We start from the raw sequence: 18,296 nt of genomic DNA on the forward strand, positions 1-18,296 counted from the left end.
CCGGTGCCTCGCCGGCGGAGACCAGCGGCATTGCCCGGCCAGTATCGGTGGGCGGCGGCGGTGCCGCGATTCGATGTCCCGGTGCTGGTCGGAGGCGGAGCGCGCGGGTTTCGGCGCGTTTCGGGTCGGTAACCACCTCGTCGCCCCATTGCATCGGCAACTACGCACGGATTAGCTTGTACGCGATGCGAGCGTATGTACGTAGAGCGTACATACGGAGCCTTCGCGAAAGGAGCCCAGGTGGCCGGTAGCGGAGCGAGATCGAGGCCGCGACGCCTCGCCGCGGTGGTGGTGACCCTCGCGTTGGCCGCCACCACGGCCGGGGCGTGCAAGGCCGGTGGCCGGGCGGGCGCCACGGCGGGGAACGGGCGGAACATCGTCGTCGCCTACAACAACAAGATCAATTCGCTGGATCCGATCAACGTCGAGTACCAGCAGGCCAACGTGGTGCTGCAGGGCCTCTACGACACGCTGGTCACCTACGACGCCGACCAGCGCCTGGTGGGCCGGCTCGCGTCGGGTTTCGCGCTGTCCCCCGACGCCACCTCCGTCGACATCACGCTGCGCGAGGGCGTCACGTTCCACGATGGCACCCCGCTGACCGCGGCCGACGTCGCGTACACATTGGACCGGACGGCGCGGCTGGCCCGGGGCGCGGCGACCTACCTGACCGGGTACGCGGGCACCGAGGTCCGCGACGCCGGGCACCTGACGATCCGGCTGACCAAGCCGAATTCGCTGATCCTCGGCGGGCTCAGCAAGATCTACATCCTCAACTCCGCCCTGGTGCGGCGCAACGAGGGAACCGACGACGCGCAGAGCTGGCTGTCCGCCAACGACGCGGGCAGCGGCCCGTACCGGCTCACCGAGGCTCGGCAGGGCGACACCTTCGGCATCCATCGCCACCCCGGCTACTGGGAGTTCGACCCGGCCCGGCCCGGCGAGCTCTCGTTCCGGCTGATCACCGAGAGCGCCACGCAACGCGACGAATTGCGCGCGGGCAATCTTGACGTGGCCACCACCCTGACCGCGACCGACGCGGCCACCCTCACCGGCATCGACGGGATCACCGTCCGCACCTCCCCGACCAACCTGGAATCGGTGGTGGTGTTCAACATGGTCGACGGGCCGACCACGAATCCCGCGGTGCGCAAGGCGATTCAGCTGGCTTACGACTACCAGGGCGCGCTGCGGGCCTTCCGCGGCGGTGCGGGATCCGTCGCCGCGGGGCCGCTGCCCAACACGATGTCGTGCCGCCCGGACCTGCCGCCGGCGCATCGCGACCTCGCGGAGGCGCGGCGGATCCTGGACCGGGCGGGCATCGGCGAGCTGACGCTGACCATGAGCTTCCAGCCGTCGTCGACGGTGTGGAAGCAGGAGGCGACGCTGCTGCAGTCGAACCTGGCCGAGATCGGGGTGACGCTCAATCTCGAACCGATCGCCTTCGCCGACTACCTGAGCCGGTTGTCGGACCGGTCGAAGATCCCGCAGATGATGCTGCTGGAGGAGTTCGCCCAGTTCCCCGATCCGGGCGCGCTGCTGGTGCGGGGCTACCACTCCGAGTCGGTGGGCACGAACCGCTCCGGCTACGCCGATCCCGAGCTGGACGCGCTGCTGCAGCAGGCCCTGGCCAGTCCCACCGCGGAGCAGGCCTGCCCGAGCTACCTGCGGGCCCAAGAGCTGATCGACCGCCAGGCGATCACCCTGCCCATGTACACGCTGGAGAAGTCGATCGGCTTCGCCAACCGGGTGTCGGGGGTGCGCCCGGCCACGGTCGGGTCCGGGGTGTCGGTGCCGGACCTGCGGCTGTCCGCGGGAGGCGCCCGATGAGCGGATCACGACAGGCGATCTGGTTCCTGGCGCGCCGGCTGGGTACCGCGCTGCTGACGGTGCTCGGGCTGGTCACGCTGGTGTTCGCGATGATCAAGCTGATCCCGGGCGACGAGGCGCAGGTGGCCGCCGGCGACGGTGCCACCCCGGCGCAGGTCGAGCGGACCCGCGCGCAGCTCGGTCTCGACGCCTCGGCGATCGTGCAGTACTTCCGCTACCTGGGCCGGCTCGTGCACGGTGATCTCGGCACCTCCACGGCGACCCGGCACCCGGTGCTCGACGACGTGCTCGCGGTGCTGCCCGCGACTGCCGAGTTGGTGGTGCTCGCGCTGCTGCTGGCGCTGTCGGTGGCGTTGCCCGCCGCGACGTTCGCGGCGCTGCGGCACGGCGCGGCCACCGACGCGGTCAGCCGGATCCTGGTCGTCATCACCGCCGGGCTGCCGACCTTCTGGCTGGGGCTGCTGCTGCAGTGGCTGCTCGGTACCAAGCTGGAGATGCTGCCGATCTCCGGCCGGTTCTCCGCGGGCGTCGAGGTCCCGACACGCACGGGCATGGCGATGCTCGACGCGTTGCTGGCCGGTGACCTCTACGCGTTCTACGACGCGCTGCAGCACTTCGTGCTGCCCGCCTCGGTGCTGGCCGTCCCGGTCGCTGCGCAGCTGTTCCGGTTGCTGCGCGCGGAATTGCTGACCGTGCTCGCCCGCGAGCACATCACCGTCGCCAGGGCCAAGGGGGTGCCGATGCGGCGGTTGGTGCGCGGGCACGCGGTGCCGAACGCGATGGGTCCGGTGCTGACGCTCACCGGCATCGAGGTCGGCATCCTGGTCGGCTCCGCGGTGCTGGTCGAGTCGATCTTCGGGCTGTCCGGTGTCGGCGCCTACCTGCAGAACGCGGTGGAGCAGCGGGACATCTTCGCGGTGCTGGGCACGGTGACGGCGATCGGTGTGCTGGTCGTGCTCGCCAACCTCGTGACCGATGTGGTGCAGCTCGTGCGGGATCCGCGGCTGCGCTCGATCCGGATGGGCGGGTGAGGACCGTGCCGCAACTCATCAGGTCGACGCGGTCGACCAGGCGGAGCACGCTCGATGCGATCGTGATCGCGCTGGTGTGCCTGGTCGTGGCCACCGCGCTGCTGGGTCCGTTGCTGGCGCCCGAGTCGGTGTTCCGCTCCAACGTGCTGGAAGCCCTGCAACCGCCCAGTGCGGCGCACTGGTTCGGCACCGACGACCAGGGCCGGGACGTGCTCTGGCGGCTGGTGGCCGGGGCGCGCGAAACGCTGCTGGCCGCGATGCTGGTGGTGGTCAGCTATTCGGCCATCGGTTGCCTGGTCGCGGTGCTGGCCACCGTCGGCGGCCGGTGGCTGGACGAGGTGCTGATGCGGGTCACCGACATCGCGCTGGCGCTGCCCGGGATGGTCGTGGCCCTCGGCTTCGCCGCCGCGATGGGGCCGAGCCTCAAGAGCGCGATCATCGCGATGATCCTGGCCGGCTGGCCGATGACCGCGCGGCTGTTGCGCGGGGTGATGCACGAGACCATGGCGATGCCGTTCGTCGCCGGGGCCCGCGTGCTCGGGGTGTCCCGGACCCGGCTGATGCTGCGTCACGTCCTGCCGAACTCGCTGGACGCGCTGCTGGTCAAGTGGGCGGGCGACATCGGGTTCACGGTGCTGCTGCTGGCGGGGCTGTCGTTCATCGGCGTCGGCGCCCAGCCGCCCAGCGCCGAGTGGGGCGCCATGATCTCGGGCGCGAAGGGCTACATCGCCACCGCCTGGTGGGTGGCCCTGGCCCCGGGCCTGGCCATCGCCGTCACCGCCGCGTCCTTCGGGCTGCTCGGCGATCTGCTGCAAGTCCGCCGCAATCCCGCGTTGAGGAAGAAATGAGGTCCGCGATGGTCGCGACCCCGCTGCTGGACATCCGCGGTTTGACGGTCCGGGTCGACGGGCCTGCGGGGCCGGTGACGCTGGTGGATTCCTTCGATCTCGCCCTCGCCGCCGGTGACCGGGTCGCGCTGGTCGGCGAGTCCGGGTCCGGCAAGTCCGTGATGGCCCGGTCGGTGCTCCAGCTGGATCCCGACGTCGCGCTGTCCGGCTCGATCCGCTTGGGCGGCAGCGAACTGCTGGGCAGCGGCGAGGCCGAGTTGACCCGGGTGCGGGGCGGCCGGGTCGGCATGGTGTTCCAGGATCCGATGGGCGCGCTGAACCCGCTGCAGACGATCGGCAGGCAGATCGCCGAACCGTTGCTGCTGAAGGGAGTTCCGCGGCGGACCGCGCTGAACCGGGCCCGGGATCTGCTGGACGAGCTCGGCGTCGACCGGGCCGCGCAGCGGCTGCGGGCCTACCCGCACGAGTTCTCCGGTGGGATGCGCCAGCGCGTGGTGCTCGCGATGGCCCTGATCGGCGAGCCCGAGCTGCTGATCGCCGACGAGCCGACCACGGCGCTGGACGTGCGGGTGCAACAGCAGGTGCTGGCGCTGCTGGACGACGTGTGCCGCCGCCGTGGGCTGGCGGTCCTGCTCATCACCCACGACCTGGGGCTGGTCGCGGGTTTCGCCGAACGGGTCGTCGTGATGTACGCGGGACGCAAGGCCGAGGAACGACCGGTGCGGCCGCTCTACGCGCAACCTGCCCACCCCTACACCTCGGGGTTGCTGCGCGCGGTGCCGCGCATCGACCGGGAGACGCAGCGGTTGGCGTCGATCCCGGGTGTTCCGCCGACGCCGTCCGCCCGCCCCGCCGGCTGCGCGTTCCACCCCCGTTGCGAGGTGCGCGTGGACCGGTGCAGCACCGAGATCCCGCGGCCGCGTGCGCTGGAGCACGGCGTCGCCGCCTGCCACCTGCTCGGCGATGATGCGGAGGCCCGCCCATGACCTTGCTCGACGTACGCGCGGTGACCAAGGACTTCCGCGGCACGCGCGCCTTGCACGCCGTCGACCTCGCCGTGGGCGAGGGCGAAACCGTCGGCCTGGTCGGCGAATCCGGGTCCGGGAAGTCCACGCTGCTGAAGTGCGTGCTGCGGCTGGAACGCCCGGACAGCGGCGAGGTCCGCTACGACGGCATCGACGTGATCCGCGCGGACCGGGCGCAGCGCAAGCGGTTCCGCCGGGAAGTGCAGATGGTGTTCCAGGATCCGCACGCCAGCCTCAACCCGCGGATGACCGTCGAGCAGCTCGTTTCCGAGGGCATGCTCGTGCACGGGCTGGAGCGGTCCCGGGCCGGCCGCCGGGACCGCGTGGCCGAGCTGCTGTCGATGGTCGGGCTGGACCCCTCGGACATGGGCCGCCGCCCCGGCTCGTTCTCCGGCGGGCAGCGGCAGCGCATCGCCATCGCGCGAGCGCTGGCAGTGCGACCGCGCCTGCTGGTCTGCGACGAACCGGTGTCCGCACTGGACGTTTCGGTGCAGGCGCAGGTGATCAACCTGCTCGCGGACATGCAGGCCGAGCTGGGGCTGGCGGTGCTGTTCATCGCGCACGACCTCGCCGTGGTCGGCCACCTCTGCACCCGGATCGCGGTCATCTCGCGCGGCGAGATCGTCGAATCCGGGCCGCGCGAGCAGGTTTTCGGCGTGCCGCGCCACGAGTACACCCGCGCGCTGCTGGACGCGGTGCCCATTCCCGATCCCACGATCGCACGATGAGAGGACGCCGGATGCGAATCGGAGTAGACGGGCGGAAGATCCCCGAGAGCGCCAAGCGCGGGCCGGTCGCCAGCCTCGACCACGGCCACGAGCTCGGCATGGCGGGGCTGTTCTTCCGGACGGTGCTGGACATGAGCCCGGCCCTCGACCCCGGCGAGCTCGGGGCGATCCGGCAGCGCGCCGACGAACTCGGCATGTACCTGGAGACCGGGCTCGGCAAGGTCAACCCCTACGCGCTCGCCGAAGCCCCGGAGCTGCGCGCGGTCGGCGACGGCGACGTGCTGCTGGGGTTCCGGCGCATGATGGAGGCCTGCGCGGCGATCGACTGCCGGGAGCTGTGGGTGGCCACGGCCAACTACAAGCCCGCGTTCCGCGGCCGGTGGGCCTACGACCGCTTCCGCACGGACGTGACCTGGGACGAGCAGCTCGCCGCCACCGACCGGCTCCTGCACCGGCTCGCGCCGATCGCGCGGGATCTCGGCATCCACCTGAACCTGGAGACGCACGAGGAGATCACCACCTTCGAGCTGGTGCGCCTGGTGGAATCGGTCGGCGCCGACGTCGCGGGAATCGTGTTCGACACGGCGAACGTCCTGCAACGCGTGGAACACCCGGTGTGGGCGGCGCGGCGGGTCGCGCCGTACGTCCGCCAGACGCACATCAAGGACGCCCTGATCGCGCACGAGTCCGGTGAGCTCGCCTACCAGATGCGCCCGTGCGGCTCCGGCGTGGTGGACTTCGCGGCGTTGCTGCCGATCCTCGCGGCGGCCAACCCGGCTCTGCACCTGACGATCGAGAACGACGAGTCGCTGGACGACCGGCCGCGGCCGCGCAAGCCCATTCTCATCGAGATCTACTCCCCGGAGTTCCTCGCCGGGCACCCGGACCTGACGGTCGAGGAGATGGCCGCGTACCTGGAGATGGTGCACGGCTACGAGCAGCGGATCCGCAGCGGCGAGCTGCCCACCAGGCAGGACTACGCCGAACAGCCCTACGGCTACGCCGAAACCGTGGCCTACATCCGGCGCAGCGCCGAGCACCTGCGGTCGGTGTGCGCGGCCGCGGACCTGCCGGTGACGGCGTGATGATCGCCGCGCGGCGGCGCGTGGAGATCTGCGCGCGCGACCTCCCGGGCGCGCCGTCCGGTCCGGCCGAGGCGGTCGGGAAGGCCCGCGAGCTGGGCTTCGGCGGTGTCCACTTCCCTTCGGTGACGGCCATTTCCGCGCGGCACGAGACGCGGGAGCTGGCGGAGTTCGCGGCGTTCGCCGCCGATCGGCAGGTCACGGTGTCGCTCGGGGTGGGCATGATCAACGCCTACCGCCTGGACCGGGCCGCCGAGCTGCTCGCGGCGGGGTCGGGCGATCTGCTGCGCGGATTCGGCCGGACGCTGGCGTCGGCCGCCGCGCTCGGCGTGCACGAGCTGACCGGGATCGTGGGCATCGAGGCGGACCGCTTCGACCCCGCGATCCCGTGGCCGGAGCAGCTGCGCGCCACCGGTGATCTGCTGGCGCGGCTGGCGCCCGCGTTGCGCGACGCGGGCAGCAGGCTGCTGATCAAGACGCACGAGGAGATCACCACCTTCGAGATCGTCCGGCTCGTGGAGAGCGTCGGCCCGGACGTGCTGGGCGTCGCCTTCGACCCGGTGAACGTGCTGGTCCGGCTGGAAGATCCGGTGGCCGCCGCCCGCCGCGTCGCGCCGCACGTCCGCGCGATCCACCTCGACGACGCCTGGCTGTGCCGGACCTCGCGCGGCCTGGCGCGCCGGATGTGCCCGCTGGGGCTGGGAATCCTCGACTGGCCGCGCCTGCTGCCGGAGGACGCCCGGCTGGTCCTGGACTTCCACCGCGCCGAGCTGGAGTTGCCGTACTTCGACCAGGCCTGGCTCGCCGCGCAGCCCGACGCGACCTGTGTCGAGCTCGCGGCGCTGGCGGCCAGCGCCGCGGCGGACCGCGCGCCGGTCTCCGACCTCGGCGTTCGCCTCACTGCGGCGCTCGACGCGCTGCCCCGATGACAGACCCCGGGAGGATCGCATGCCCAATCCCGACCAGACGCACCGCCGCGAGGGCAGCCACTGGGTGAGCCCGGTGAACTTCGACCCCGAGGTGCAGGGCGGTTTCCGCTGGCCCGATCCGTTCGAGCTGATCGACAGCACGTTGCGCAAGACGTTGTTCACCGCAGGGGCGACCACCACGATCGACGGTTTCCTGCGCATCGCCGAAGCGCTCGCCGACGCCGGCGTCAAGGAGGAGAGCCTCAACATCAACTGGGGCGGCGGCAGGGCCCCGATCCCCCGCGAACTCGAACTCTGCCGGGCTATCGCGGGCCGCGACTTCGGGTTCCGGCTCAACGTCTACGCGGACACGCTGCTGTCGGACGGGGTGAACCGGCAGCCGGTGACGGCCCGCGAGACGGCCCGGCTGCTGGCCGGTCTCGGCGTTCGCGTGCTGGCGCCGGGCATCGTGCAGGCGCCGTCGAAGGAGGCCCAGAAGCACCAGTTGGAGGAGCTCGCCGGCTTCTTCGAGCTGGCCCGCGAGCTGGGGATGGACGTCACGATCACGCTCGCGCACGTGGGCAGGCGCGACTGGGACAGCCTCGTGGAGGTGTCCAACGTCGCGATCGCGCTCGGCGCGCGGCGGATCGACCTGATGGACTCCACCAGCAGCCTCGCGCCGGAGGCCATGAAGGTGTTCATCACCCGCTACCGCGCTGCGCTGGTGCGTGACGTCCCGGTGACGATGCACGTGCACGACGACTTCGGGCTGGCCACGGCCGGGGCGATCGCCGCCGCCACTGCCGGGGCGTCCCCGGACGTCTCGGTCGCCGGGGTCTCCTACCGCGCCGGGTTCGCGCCGCTGGAGGAGGTGGTCACCAGCCTCGAGTTGCTCTACGGCGTGGACACCGGCATCCGGCTGGGCCGGCTCAAGCCGCTGGCCGATCTCGTGGCCGCCGAGATGGGGCTGCCGATCCCGCCGCTGAAGCCGCTGGTCGGCGAGTACGCGTTCCTCCGGCACATGCCCGGTGACGTGCTGTCCTGCCTGCGCCAGGGAACCGATGCGTTCCCACCGGTCTCCGCCTGCGTCGACCCGTCGGTCATCGGTTCGCGGATGCGCTGGGTCTGGGACGGCCTGAGCACCGACGTGATGGCCCGGGAACTCGGCAGGTCGCTGGGCGAGGAGCTCACCGGCGAGGAGGTCCGGGCGGTGCGCGCCGCGTTGGACTCGGCGGTGGAGCGGATCACCAGCTACCCGCGCTGGCTCACCTCGGACGAGGCCATCCGGCTGTGCCGGGAGACGCTCTCCGGCGTGCGATCGGCGAACGAGCGATGAGCGGCATCGCGATCCTCAACGCGTTGTGGACGGCCCGCGCGCAGCTGCGCAAGATCGTCGAGCTGCGACTCGGCCGGATCCGCGAGGCGGTACGCTGAGCGTGCAGATCGCACACGATGCGCCCGCGTCGGAGGTAGTGGTGGACGAGCAGGATCAGGCGGCACCGTACTTCGTCACCGCCGTGGAACGGGGCATGGCCGTCCTGCAGGCCTTCACCGCCGCTCGTCCCGAGCTGAACTTCACCGAGGCCGGCGAGCTGACGGGGCTGAGCCGCGCCACGACCCGGCGGCTGATGCTGACCCTGCGCGACCTCGGTTTCCTCACCTCCGAGGACGCCCGCACGTTCCGGCTGGCCCCCAAGGTGCTGCAACTCGGCTACAGCTACCTCTCCAGCATGCCGCTGCGCGACATCGCCCGGCCGCACCTGGAAACGCTGTCCGGTCGGCTCGGCGAGACCGCCGGGCTCGCGGTGCTCGACGGCGCGGAGATCCTCTACGTCGCGATAGCGATGTGCCCGAGGCTGACCGCGGTCCGGATCAACCTCGGCACCCGCTTCCCCGCGCCCGCGACCGCCGCCGGGCGGGTCCTGCTCGCCAACCTGCCGCCCGCCGCGCTGGACAAGGCCCTCGCCGGAACGGCGCTGGACCGGGCAGCGGGCACCACGTCCGAGCGGGTGTTCCGCGATCGCCTGGCCGAGATCCGCGACCAGGGCTGGGCGCTGGCCGACAGCGAGCTCGACGACGAACTCCGCGGCGCGGCCGCCCCGGTCGCCGATCAGGACGGCCGCGTCACGGCGGCGGTGAGCGTCTCGCTGCACAGCGGCCGCCAGACCGCGGAGGCCATGCAGCACGACGTGATCCCGCAGGTGACGAACACGGCGGACCTGATCGGCGCCGACCTGACCGGAACCCCCCGAACCCGGCCCTGAGCCGCGCAGCACCGGCAGGCTGTTCACCGTTCCGCTGTTCCTTCAAGCCCTGTACTCCCCTGCGTCCCGACCGGGCGTCAAGAGCGCGTAAATAGCCGCCCCTCCTGCTTGTCACCTCGGTGCGGCAGGCGTAGCTTATGCACTCATGACCGGATGAGTAAATCTGGTCAAAAATGTGGAGAACGTCGTGGAGGCTTGGGTGGCGGATGGCGCAAGGGATCGTTCCCTCGAACGCCGGCGGCGCGGTCAGCGGATTCTGGATGCCGCTGCCGAGTTGATCCTGCGCTGGGGTTACGACAAGACCACTTTGGACGATGTCGCCCGGTTGGCCGGGGTCTCGAAGGGGACGATCCACCTGCACTGGAAGAACCGGGAGCGGCTGTTCCTGGTCCTGCTGCGGCGGGAACGGGTCGGGCTGCTGACCGAGGTCCGGCGGCGGGTGGTCGAGTCGCCGCAGCAGCCGTCGCTGCACGACCTGCTGCTGCACACGGCGCTGGTCTACCAGCGGCATCCCCTGCTCATGGCCGTGCTGACGCGGGACATGGACGTGATCGGCAAGCTGGCCCGCACCGAGAAGGCGGCCCAGGCCGGGGACGCGTTGCGCAGCGATTTCGTGCGGTACCTGGAGGCACTGCACGAGCGGGGCCTGATCCGCACCGACCTGGGGCCGGCCGAGCTGGTGCAGCTGGTCAGCTCGGTGTTCCTCGGGTTCTTCCTGGCACCACCGCTGGTTCCAGCGGAGTTCGCGGTCTCCGACGAGACGCGTGCGCGGTTGCTGGCCGAGACGGCGTGCCGGGCGCTGGCGGCCGGGCGGGAGTCCACTTCGGAGGATGCCCGGGATCTCGCGGCGGCCACGGTGTCCTACCTGGACGAGTCCTTGAGCAATGCGGAAGCGAAGTACCGGGCCCTGTTGGGTACTGGGGAATGAGGGGTGTTCCGGTGTCTGTTGTAGTGCCGTTGGATGCCGCCGACGCGGACTTGGCGCTGGTCGGTGGCAAGGGTGCGTCGCTGGCGCGGCTGGCGGGCGCGGGGTTGCCGGTGCCGCCGGGGTTCGACGTCACGACGGTCGCGTACCGGGATTTCGCGGCCACCGCGGGTTTGCAGGAGCGGATCCTGGCGGCGGTGGCGGAGGTCGATCCGGACCGGCCGGAGACCGCGCAGGCGGCGTCGGAGAAGATCCAGCAGTGGTTCGCCGAGTCGCCGGTGCCCGCGGAGATCGCGGAGGCCGTCGGGGCGGCGTATGCCGGGATGGGCGAGGACGTTCCGGTGGCGGTGCGGTCGTCGGCGACCGCCGAGGACCTGCCGGAGATGTCGTTCGCGGGTCAGCAGGACACGTACCTCAACATCCGCGGCGAGGCTGCGGTGCTGGATGCCGTGCGGCGCTGCTGGGCGTCGTTGTGGACCGCGCGGGCGATCGACTACCGGCTGCGCAACGGGGTGGCCGCCGACGAGGTGGCGCTGGCGGTCGTGGTGCAGGAGCTGGTGCCCGCGGAGGCCGCCGGGGTGCTGTTCACCCGGGACCCGGTGACCGGGGCCGGTGAGGACGTCCTGGTGAACGCTGCGTGGGGGCTGGGCGAGTCGATCGTGGGCGGCCAGGTCACGCCGGACACCTACGTGGTGGCCCGCGACGGCCGGGTGCGCGAGCAGGTCGTCGGCGACAAGGCGGTGATGACGGTGCGCACCGCCGAGGGCACCAGGGAAGAACCGGTGCCGGAGGGGCGCCGGGATGTCCCGGTGCTCTCCCCCGCCGAGGCCGGCGAGCTGGCGGCGCTGGGGGTGCGGATCGAGGAGCTGTACGGGCGGCCGATGGACGTGGAGTGGGCTGCCCGGGACGGCCGGTTCTGGGTGGTGCAGGCGCGGCCGATCACGGGGCTGCGGGACCGGCCGGTGGAGACGTGGAACGACAGCCTCGGCGGGGATTACCTGTGGACGTGCGCGAATCTCGGTGAGGCGATCCCGAGCGTGATGACGCCGTGCACGTGGTCGCTGGTGGAGATCTTCATGTCGGAGACGATGGCGCTGTCGCGGGTCGGGCCGCACCGGCTCTCGGGCAACATCGGCGGCCGCTTCTACCTGAACCTGAGCTTGACGTTCGCGGTGGGCAACGCGCTGGGGCTGGGTTCGCTGGTGCGCGCCGCCAGCGAGCAGGCGTTCGGGCGCATCCCCGCGGATGTGGTGGTTCCGGCGCTGCCGATGTCGCGGTGGCGGGTGGTGCGGTCGGCGCTGGCGAGCGCGTTGCCGTTCCTGCGTCGTGTCGCGGCGTACCAGCGGCGGCTGCCGGAACTGCTGGCGTCCTCGCCGGATCGGTGCGCGCGGTTGCACGAGCGGATCGCCGCGGCCGGTGATGCCGGGGAGTTGCGGGCGTTGTGGCGTTCGGACGTGGAGCCGTTGCTGCGGGATTCCAGCCGGATGCTGGCGGCCGGGGCGCGGTTGGACGGCGCGGGTCTGGTGCGGATTCGGCCGCGGCTGCTGAAGCTGGTCGGCGAGGCGGACACGAACGCGTTGCTGACCGGGCTCAGCGCCGGCGGGGATGCGCTGGCGAGCCTGGGGCCGGTGATGGGGCTGGGCGAGCTGGCGCGCGGGGAGATCGACCGGGACACGTTCGCACGGTCGTGGGGGCACCGGTGCCCGGACGAGTTCGAGGTGTCCGCGCCCCGGCCCGCCGAGGATCCGGAGTGGATCGACCGGCAGCTGGCGGGGTTGCGGTCGGCGGCGGATCCGGCGGAGTTGCTGGCGCGGCAGCAACTCGCGCGGGATGCGGCGTGGGAGCGGCTGCGGTCGCGCCACCCGGGCAAGGAGCGGCGGTTGCGGCGCCGGATCGCCGGGGCCGCGCGGGCCGCTCGGGGCCGGGAGGCGGCGCGTTCGGAGTTGATCCGCGCGTTCTGGGTGCTGCGGGCCTTCGTGTTGCGCGCCGGCGAGCTGACCGGGTGCGGCGAGGACCTGTTCTTCTTGCGGATCGAGGAGGTCCTGGCGGTGCTCGGCGGTGCGCGGGAGCCGTTGGGGGCGGTTGCGGACCGGCGGCAGACCTACCGGGCGTATGCGGCGTTGGGGCCGTACCCGACGTTGGTCCGGGGGCATTTCGACCCGGTGCGGTGGTCGGCCCTGCCGGATCGGCGGATGGACGTGTTCGACGAGTCGGTGGCGTTGGCGCCGGTGTCGCATTCGGTGCGCGGTTTCGCCGGCGCGGCCGGTGTCGTCGAAGGCACGGCGCGGGTGCTGACCTCGGTCGACGAGGGCGATTCGTTGCGGCCGGGCGAGGTCCTGGTGACGACGGTGACGAACATCGGGTGGACGCCGTTGTTCCCGCGGGCCGCGGCGGTGGTGACGGACGTGGGTGCGCCGCTGTCGCATGCCGCGATCGTGGCCCGGGAGCTGGGGATTCCGGCCGTGGTGGGCTGCGGCAACGCCACGACGCGGCTGCGCAGCGGTGATCGGGTGCGGGTGGACGGCGCCGCGGGAACCGTCGAGGTCCTGACCGCCGATTCGGGTGTTGAGGAACATCGGGACGAAGACCGGCGCTAAGCCCTGGGGTTCCTGACCTGCTCGTTGCCGGCCATGATCAGGATGCTGAAGCCTCGCTGCAGTTCCGCCGCAGTGGGTTCGTCCTTGACCCCACAGGAGTCCAGCGGGCGACGGAGCGTGAACCGGTCCAGCACGCTTTCCGGTGCGACATCGTCCGGGGAACTGCCGGCGCAGGCTGGGGCGGCTATGACGATCTCGCCGCCTTCCGCGTCACGCCGGTAGATCAAATGCGCGAACGTGAGATCGCCTGTCACATCGAGACGGACCGGCCCCTCACCGGCGGGCGGGATCACGACGCGCCTCCCGGCGCCCCTGGACCGGCGGGTTCAGGGGCGCCAGCGGGCGATGTAGCCGGGGCGGTCGGCGTAGGGCAGGCCGAGGAGCGCCCGGGTGGGGCAGCCGCGTTCGTCCTCGGGCGGGTAGCTCTCCCCCAGTTCGTCGCAGGGGCCGGCGCCGGTGCCGCAGTGGTGGTGGGCGGAAAGCAGGCGGGACTTCAGCTCGCATTCCCGGAATCCCCGGATGGGGGTGATCAGGCAGGCGTGGGCGGCGCCGGTTTCGGCGTCTTGCCTGGCCACGCGCAGCAGCTCGAGGTCGATGTCGAGCTGGCGGCGCAGGAACGTGACGAACCGGTCCATCTTGCGCACTCCCGTTGTCCGCGGTGTTCGTCGGTCACAGACAGGGACGCGGCGGCGGTTCGGTTGTGACGCGTTCGACGCGGGTGATCTTGTCATCCGCAGGTGGCGTGGTGGCTTCTTGACCGGTTGTTGGCGGGTTGTCGCCAAGAATTCCCCGCTCCGGTTACCGCTGCGTACCGTTCGGGGCTCCGGGCTCGGCCCTGATCATGATGTTCGTCCGGTTTGGGGAGTGGCTATGGCGTTGCGCGATGTTCGGATGGCCCGTCGGGTGCTGTTAGCCGGTGGGCTGGCGGCGACGGCGGTCGGCGTGTGCGGGTTGCCGGCGGTGGCCGCCGGTGGGTCGCGGCGGGCGGCCGCGCCGGAGATCGCGTCGACGTCGGATTGGCAGGCGCGGGAGCCCAGTTCGCCGGTGGACGTGCTCGACAGCAAGCCGGTCAAGATCGTCGTGCACCACACCGCCTCGCCCAACGTCGACGACACCTCGCAGGAGGCGGCGTTCGCGCTGGCCCGGCAGATCCAGGACTTCCACATGGATTCCAACGGGTGGAAGGACACCGGGCAGAACTTCACCAACTCCCGCGGCGGCTGGCTGATGGAGGGCCGCCACCGGAGCCTGGAGGTGCTCACCGCCGGCGATCAGCACGTGCAGGGTGCGCACGCCGGTGCGGAGAACCCGGTGTCGCTGGGCATCGAGAACGAGGGCACCTACATCGACACCGACGTGCCGGAAGACCTGTGGGATTCGCTGGTGCTGTTGTGCACGTACATGGTGTCGCAGTACGGCATCGAGCCCGGCGAGATCTACGGGCACCGCGACTTCATGGCCACCGAATGCCCCGGTGATGTCCTGTATGGACGGTTGCCGGAGCTGCGCGAAGCAGTCGGCGCGGCCACGGGCCGGGCCGTGGTGCAGCCGGCGGTGTGGCCGCTGCTGCGCCCGGAGGCGGCGGGCCCGTCGGTGACGGCGTTGCAGCTCCTGCTGCGGGCGCAAGGGGTTTCGGTGCCGGTGGACGGCGTGTTCGGTCCGCAGACGCAAGCGGCCACCGGCGGGGTCGTCGCGGCCGCCGGCGCGGCGGGCGTGTCCTGCTACGCGACGCGGCTGCCGGAGCCGGGTTTGTTCGGCGGTTCGGCCTGGGCCGGTCTGACGCCGGTGCTGGGTCAGGGCGCCGGTGGTGATGCGGTGCGGGCGGCGCAGGTCTTGCTGACGTCTCGTGGCCGGTATGTGGCGGCGGATGCGCGTTTCGGCGACCGGATGGTCGCGGTGGTGCGGGAGTTCCAGGCGTCCAGCGGCCTGGCGGCCACGGGTGTGCTGGACCAGCGGACCTGGCAGCGCCTGCTGGGCTGATCACGGAGAACCGGCTGCACCTGAGCAGGTGCAGCCGGTTCTCCGTCATGTGCCGGACGGTCAGGTTCGCGTCCCCGGGTTCCGCCGGCACCGGGACTGCGGTTCAGGCTTTGGTGTGCTCGCCTGCGAGGTCCTCTTCCTGCAGCAACGGATTCCCCGCGGTTTCGCGCATGGAGAAGGCCGCGATCAGCCCGATCACGGCGGCGACCATGAGGTACGGGCCGGGCACGAGCGTGCTGCCGGTGGCCGAGATCAGGACTGTCATCAGGTAGGGCACGGTGCCGGCGAACAGGGCGGCGGTGAGGTTGTACGCGATGGACAGGCCGCCCTGGCGGGTGCGGGTCGGGAAGATCTCGGCGGACCACACCGCGTACGTGCCCAGGATCGCGGAGAGCACGACGCCGAGCGCAAGCCCGCCGATCCACGTGCCGGCGAGGCCCGTGCGCATCAGCAGGTAGGCCGGGGTCGCGAGGACGAACAGCGCGATGCCCGCGCCGATCAGGACCGGTCGCCTGCCGACGCGGTCGGACAGGCGGCCGAACGCTGGGACGAGGACCAGCCCGACGAGGGAGATGACCGTGGACAGGAGCGCGGCGTTGCCGGCGGAGTGGCCCAGGTAGTCGGTCTCGTAGGTGACCAGGTAGGTGAGCACGGCGTAGAACGGCACGTGCATCATCGTCATCAGGCCGGCGGCCTGGAGCAGCTGCTTCTTGTTGTTGCGGAAGAGTTCCCGCACGGGGCTGCGGGGCACGTTGTCGGTCGCTTCGAGGGTGCGGTACTCGGGGGTGTCCTCGATCTTGTTGCGGACGACGAATCCGACGATGCCCAGCGGCGCGGCGATGAGGAACGGGATGCGCCAGCCCCACGAGGTGAGCTGCGCGTCCGAGAGGCCGACCGACAGCAGGAGGAACATGAACGACCCGGCGAGGAACCCCAGCAGCGAGCCGACTTCGAGCCAGCTGACGCCGAATCCGCGGCGGCGGCGCGGCGCGAATTCGGCGAGGAAGCTCGCGGCGCTGCCGAACTCGCCGCCCGCGGCGAAGCCCTGCAGCAGCCGCAGGAAGACCAGCAGCAGCGGGGCCGCGATCCCGATCGTCGAGTAGTCGGGCAGCAGGCCGATGGCGAGCGTGGCACCGGACATCACGAAGATGACGATCGACAGCGTGCGCTTGCGGCCGATCCGGTCTCCGAGCGGGCCGAACACCAGCGCTCCGACGGGACGGATCCCGAACGACACCGCGAAGACCCCGAACACTGCGAGGAGGCCGGCGGTGGCGTTGCCGACGGGAAAGAAGACCGAGGCGATGGTGCTCGCGAGATAGGCGTACGCGGCCCAGTCGAACCAGTGCACGAAGACGCCGACCGCGCCCGCGGCGACGCTCCGGCGCAGCGTCGCGGGATCGGCGTTCGTCTCGGTGAGCTCCCTGGCCGGGGCGGATTCACGTGTGGTCATGGGCGGCCTCCTTGGACCGGATTTCGTGATGACGCTAGGAGCGGTCCGTGGCATCTAACAAGAAGTAATAACCAAAGCAATGCATCGAGAGGATCTATGCAGAGGCGCTGAGCCGGTCCGAAACGCGAGCTTGACGAGGCTGAAACGGCAACTTCACCGCAACCCGGGGACGGTCCCGCCGGTGAGGGCCTGTGGCGTGGTCAGCGCGCCGAGTTGCTCGTCGGTCAGCAGATGCCGTTCCCGCACCAGCTCCAGCGCGGGCCGGCCGGTGCGGTGCGCCTCCAGCGCGATGGTGCACGCGGCTTCGTAGCCGAGCGCGGGACTCAGCGCGGTCACCAGGCCCGCGGAGGTGGCGACGATGCCCGCCAGGTGCTCACGGCGGGCGGTGATGCCGCGCACGCAGTGCTCGGTGAGCACGCCTATCGCGGCGGTGAAGTGGTCGAGGCCGGCGGTCAGGGCCCGCGCGATGATCGGCTCGAAGGCGTTGAGCTGCAGTTGTCCGCCTTCCGCGGCAAGGGTGATCGTGACGTCGTTGCCGACGATCTCGAATGCGACCTGGTTGACGACCTCGGGGATGACCGGGTTGACCTTGCCGGGCATGATCGACGAACCGGCCTGCCGGGCGGGCAGGATGATCTCGCCGAGCCCGGCCTGTGGTCCCGACGAGAGCAGTCTCAGGTCGTTGCAGATCTTCGAGAGCTTGACCGCGACCCGTTTCAGGACGCCGGAGAGCTGGACGAACACGCCGACGTCCTGGGTGGCCTCGATGAGGTCGGGGGCGGAGACGAGCGTCGGGATACCGGTGAGCTCGCGCAGGTGCGCCACGGCGAGCTCGCGGTAGCCGGGGCGGGCGTTGAGTCCGGTGCCGATCGCCGTGCCGCCGAGGTTGAGCTCGTGCAGCAGCAGCCGGGCCTCGGCGAGGCGCTGCTCGTCCTCACCGAGCGTGGCGGCGAACGCGCCGAATTCCTGGCCGAGCGTCATCGGGACCGCGTCCTGCAGCTGGGTGCGGCCCATCTTGAGGATGTCGGCGAATTCGACCGCCTTGGCGGAGAACGCTTCCCGCAGCCCGGCGAGCGCCGCGAGCAGCTCGGCGAGGTGGCTGTCGAGCGCGAGCTTGACGGCCGTGGGGTAGACGTCGTTGGTGCTCTGGCCCAGGTTGACGTGATCGAGCGGGTGGAGCTCGGAGTGCTCGCCGCGGTCGTGGCCGAGCAGTTCCAGGGCCCGGTTGGCGATGACCTCGTTGGCGTTCATGTTCGTCGAGGTCCCGGCGCCGCCTTGGATCAGGTCGACGACGAACTGGTCGTGCAGCCCGCCGCTCCTGATCTCGGCGCAGGCCTTCGCGATGGCGGTGGCCCTGGCGCCGTCGAGGGCGCCGACCTCCGCGTTGGCGGTGGCCGCGGCCTGCTTGACCGCAGCCAGTGCCACGACCAGGTGCGGGCGGTCGGCGAGGGTCTCCCGCGTGATGGGGAAGTTGACGAGGGCGCGTGCGGTGTGGGCGCCGTAGTAGGCGTCCGCAGGCACGCTGATCTCGCCGAGCATGTCGTGCTCGGTGCGCGTCGGGGCGTGGGACATCGTTGTCCTTCCCGGAAAGGTGCGGATTCAGGACGTGAGCGTGCTGCGGATGC

16 protein-coding genes are annotated in these 18,296 nt (G+C 71.3%); 12 read left to right on the forward strand and 4 right to left on the reverse strand.

Features of this window, described 5'->3' with window-relative positions:
• The first annotated feature begins 240 nt into the window (after nt 1-240).
• From AC07EQ_RS04900 to AC07EQ_RS04950, 11 genes are all read left to right on the forward strand, one after another.
• Nucleotides 241-1,830, forward strand: coding sequence for an ABC transporter substrate-binding protein (locus tag AC07EQ_RS04900; protein WP_478386601.1), 1,590 nt, complete (start codon nt 241-243; stop codon nt 1,828-1,830).
• Complete coding sequence (locus AC07EQ_RS04905; protein WP_478386602.1) at nt 1,827-2,861, forward strand: ABC transporter permease; 1,035 nt, start codon at nt 1,827-1,829, stop codon at nt 2,859-2,861. Before AC07EQ_RS04900 ends, AC07EQ_RS04905 begins: the two co-directional genes overlap by 4 nt.
• A 5-nt stretch (nt 2,862-2,866) precedes the next feature.
• Complete coding sequence (locus AC07EQ_RS04910) at nt 2,867-3,709, forward strand: ABC transporter permease (RefSeq protein WP_478386603.1); 843 nt, start codon at nt 2,867-2,869, stop codon at nt 3,707-3,709.
• Nucleotides 3,710-3,717: 8 nt separating this feature from the next.
• On the forward strand, nt 3,718-4,695 hold the full coding sequence (locus tag AC07EQ_RS04915; protein ID WP_478386604.1) for an ABC transporter ATP-binding protein: 978 nt from the start codon (nt 3,718-3,720) through the stop codon (nt 4,693-4,695).
• A complete protein-coding gene (locus tag AC07EQ_RS04920) occupies nt 4,692-5,462 on the forward strand; it encodes an ATP-binding cassette domain-containing protein (RefSeq protein WP_478386605.1) in 771 nt (256 codons plus the stop codon). Before AC07EQ_RS04915 ends, AC07EQ_RS04920 begins: the two co-directional genes overlap by 4 nt.
• 11 nt (nt 5,463-5,473) lie before the next feature.
• The gene (locus AC07EQ_RS04925; RefSeq protein ID WP_478386606.1) at nt 5,474-6,547 is read left to right on the forward strand and encodes a sugar phosphate isomerase/epimerase family protein; all 1,074 of its coding nucleotides are present in this window, start codon (nt 5,474-5,476) and stop codon (nt 6,545-6,547) included.
• Nucleotides 6,547-7,473 carry a sugar phosphate isomerase/epimerase family protein gene (locus AC07EQ_RS04930; RefSeq protein ID WP_478386749.1) on the forward strand — a complete coding sequence of 309 codons (927 nt, stop codon included), beginning with the start codon at nt 6,547-6,549 and terminating at the stop codon, nt 7,471-7,473. Before AC07EQ_RS04925 ends, AC07EQ_RS04930 begins: the two co-directional genes overlap by 1 nt.
• Nucleotides 7,474-7,492: 19 nt before the next feature.
• Complete coding sequence (locus AC07EQ_RS04935; RefSeq protein WP_478386607.1) at nt 7,493-8,788, forward strand: hypothetical protein; 1,296 nt, start codon at nt 7,493-7,495, stop codon at nt 8,786-8,788.
• 139 nt (nt 8,789-8,927) lie between these two features.
• Nucleotides 8,928-9,716 (forward strand): IclR family transcriptional regulator domain-containing protein, encoded by a 789-nt coding sequence (locus tag AC07EQ_RS04940; protein WP_478386608.1) that lies wholly within the window; start codon nt 8,928-8,930, stop codon nt 9,714-9,716.
• Nucleotides 9,717-9,915: 199 nt separating this feature from the next.
• On the forward strand, nt 9,916-10,644 hold the full coding sequence (locus AC07EQ_RS04945) for a TetR/AcrR family transcriptional regulator (RefSeq protein ID WP_478386609.1): 729 nt from the start codon (nt 9,916-9,918) through the stop codon (nt 10,642-10,644).
• Between the two features lie 11 nt (nt 10,645-10,655).
• Nucleotides 10,656-13,238, forward strand: a complete 2,583-nt coding sequence (locus AC07EQ_RS04950; protein WP_478386610.1) for a PEP/pyruvate-binding domain-containing protein — start codon at nt 10,656-10,658, stop codon at nt 13,236-13,238.
• On the opposite strand, the gene AC07EQ_RS04955 is transcribed toward AC07EQ_RS04950, so the two are convergent.
• Both AC07EQ_RS04955 and AC07EQ_RS04960 read right to left on the reverse strand, forming a co-directional pair.
• On the reverse strand, nt 13,235-13,531 hold the full coding sequence (locus AC07EQ_RS04955; protein WP_478386611.1) for a hypothetical protein: 297 nt from the start codon (nt 13,529-13,531) through the stop codon (nt 13,235-13,237). The genes AC07EQ_RS04950 and AC07EQ_RS04955 overlap by 4 nt on opposite strands.
• 33 nt (nt 13,532-13,564) lie before the next feature.
• Nucleotides 13,565-13,873: a DUF6221 family protein gene (locus AC07EQ_RS04960; protein ID WP_478386612.1), complete on the reverse strand. Its 309-nt coding sequence runs from the start codon at nt 13,871-13,873 to the stop codon at nt 13,565-13,567.
• A gap of 235 nt (nt 13,874-14,108) precedes the next feature.
• Between AC07EQ_RS04960 and AC07EQ_RS04965 the strand changes: the two genes are divergently transcribed.
• On the forward strand, nt 14,109-15,218 hold the full coding sequence (locus tag AC07EQ_RS04965; RefSeq protein WP_478386613.1) for a peptidoglycan recognition protein family protein: 1,110 nt from the start codon (nt 14,109-14,111) through the stop codon (nt 15,216-15,218).
• Between the two features lie 103 nt (nt 15,219-15,321).
• Here the strand turns inward: AC07EQ_RS04965 and AC07EQ_RS04970 are convergent, their stop codons facing one another.
• Both AC07EQ_RS04970 and AC07EQ_RS04975 read right to left on the reverse strand, forming a co-directional pair.
• Nucleotides 15,322-16,671, reverse strand: a complete 1,350-nt coding sequence (locus AC07EQ_RS04970) for an MFS transporter (RefSeq protein ID WP_478386614.1) — start codon at nt 16,669-16,671, stop codon at nt 15,322-15,324.
• Between the two features lie 153 nt (nt 16,672-16,824).
• Complete coding sequence (locus tag AC07EQ_RS04975) at nt 16,825-18,243, reverse strand: aspartate ammonia-lyase (protein WP_478386615.1); 1,419 nt, start codon at nt 18,241-18,243, stop codon at nt 16,825-16,827.
• Between the last annotated feature and the right edge of the window lie 53 nt (nt 18,244-18,296).

The sequence above is a fragment of the Saccharopolyspora sp. NPDC045839 genome (genome assembly GCF_056431645.1).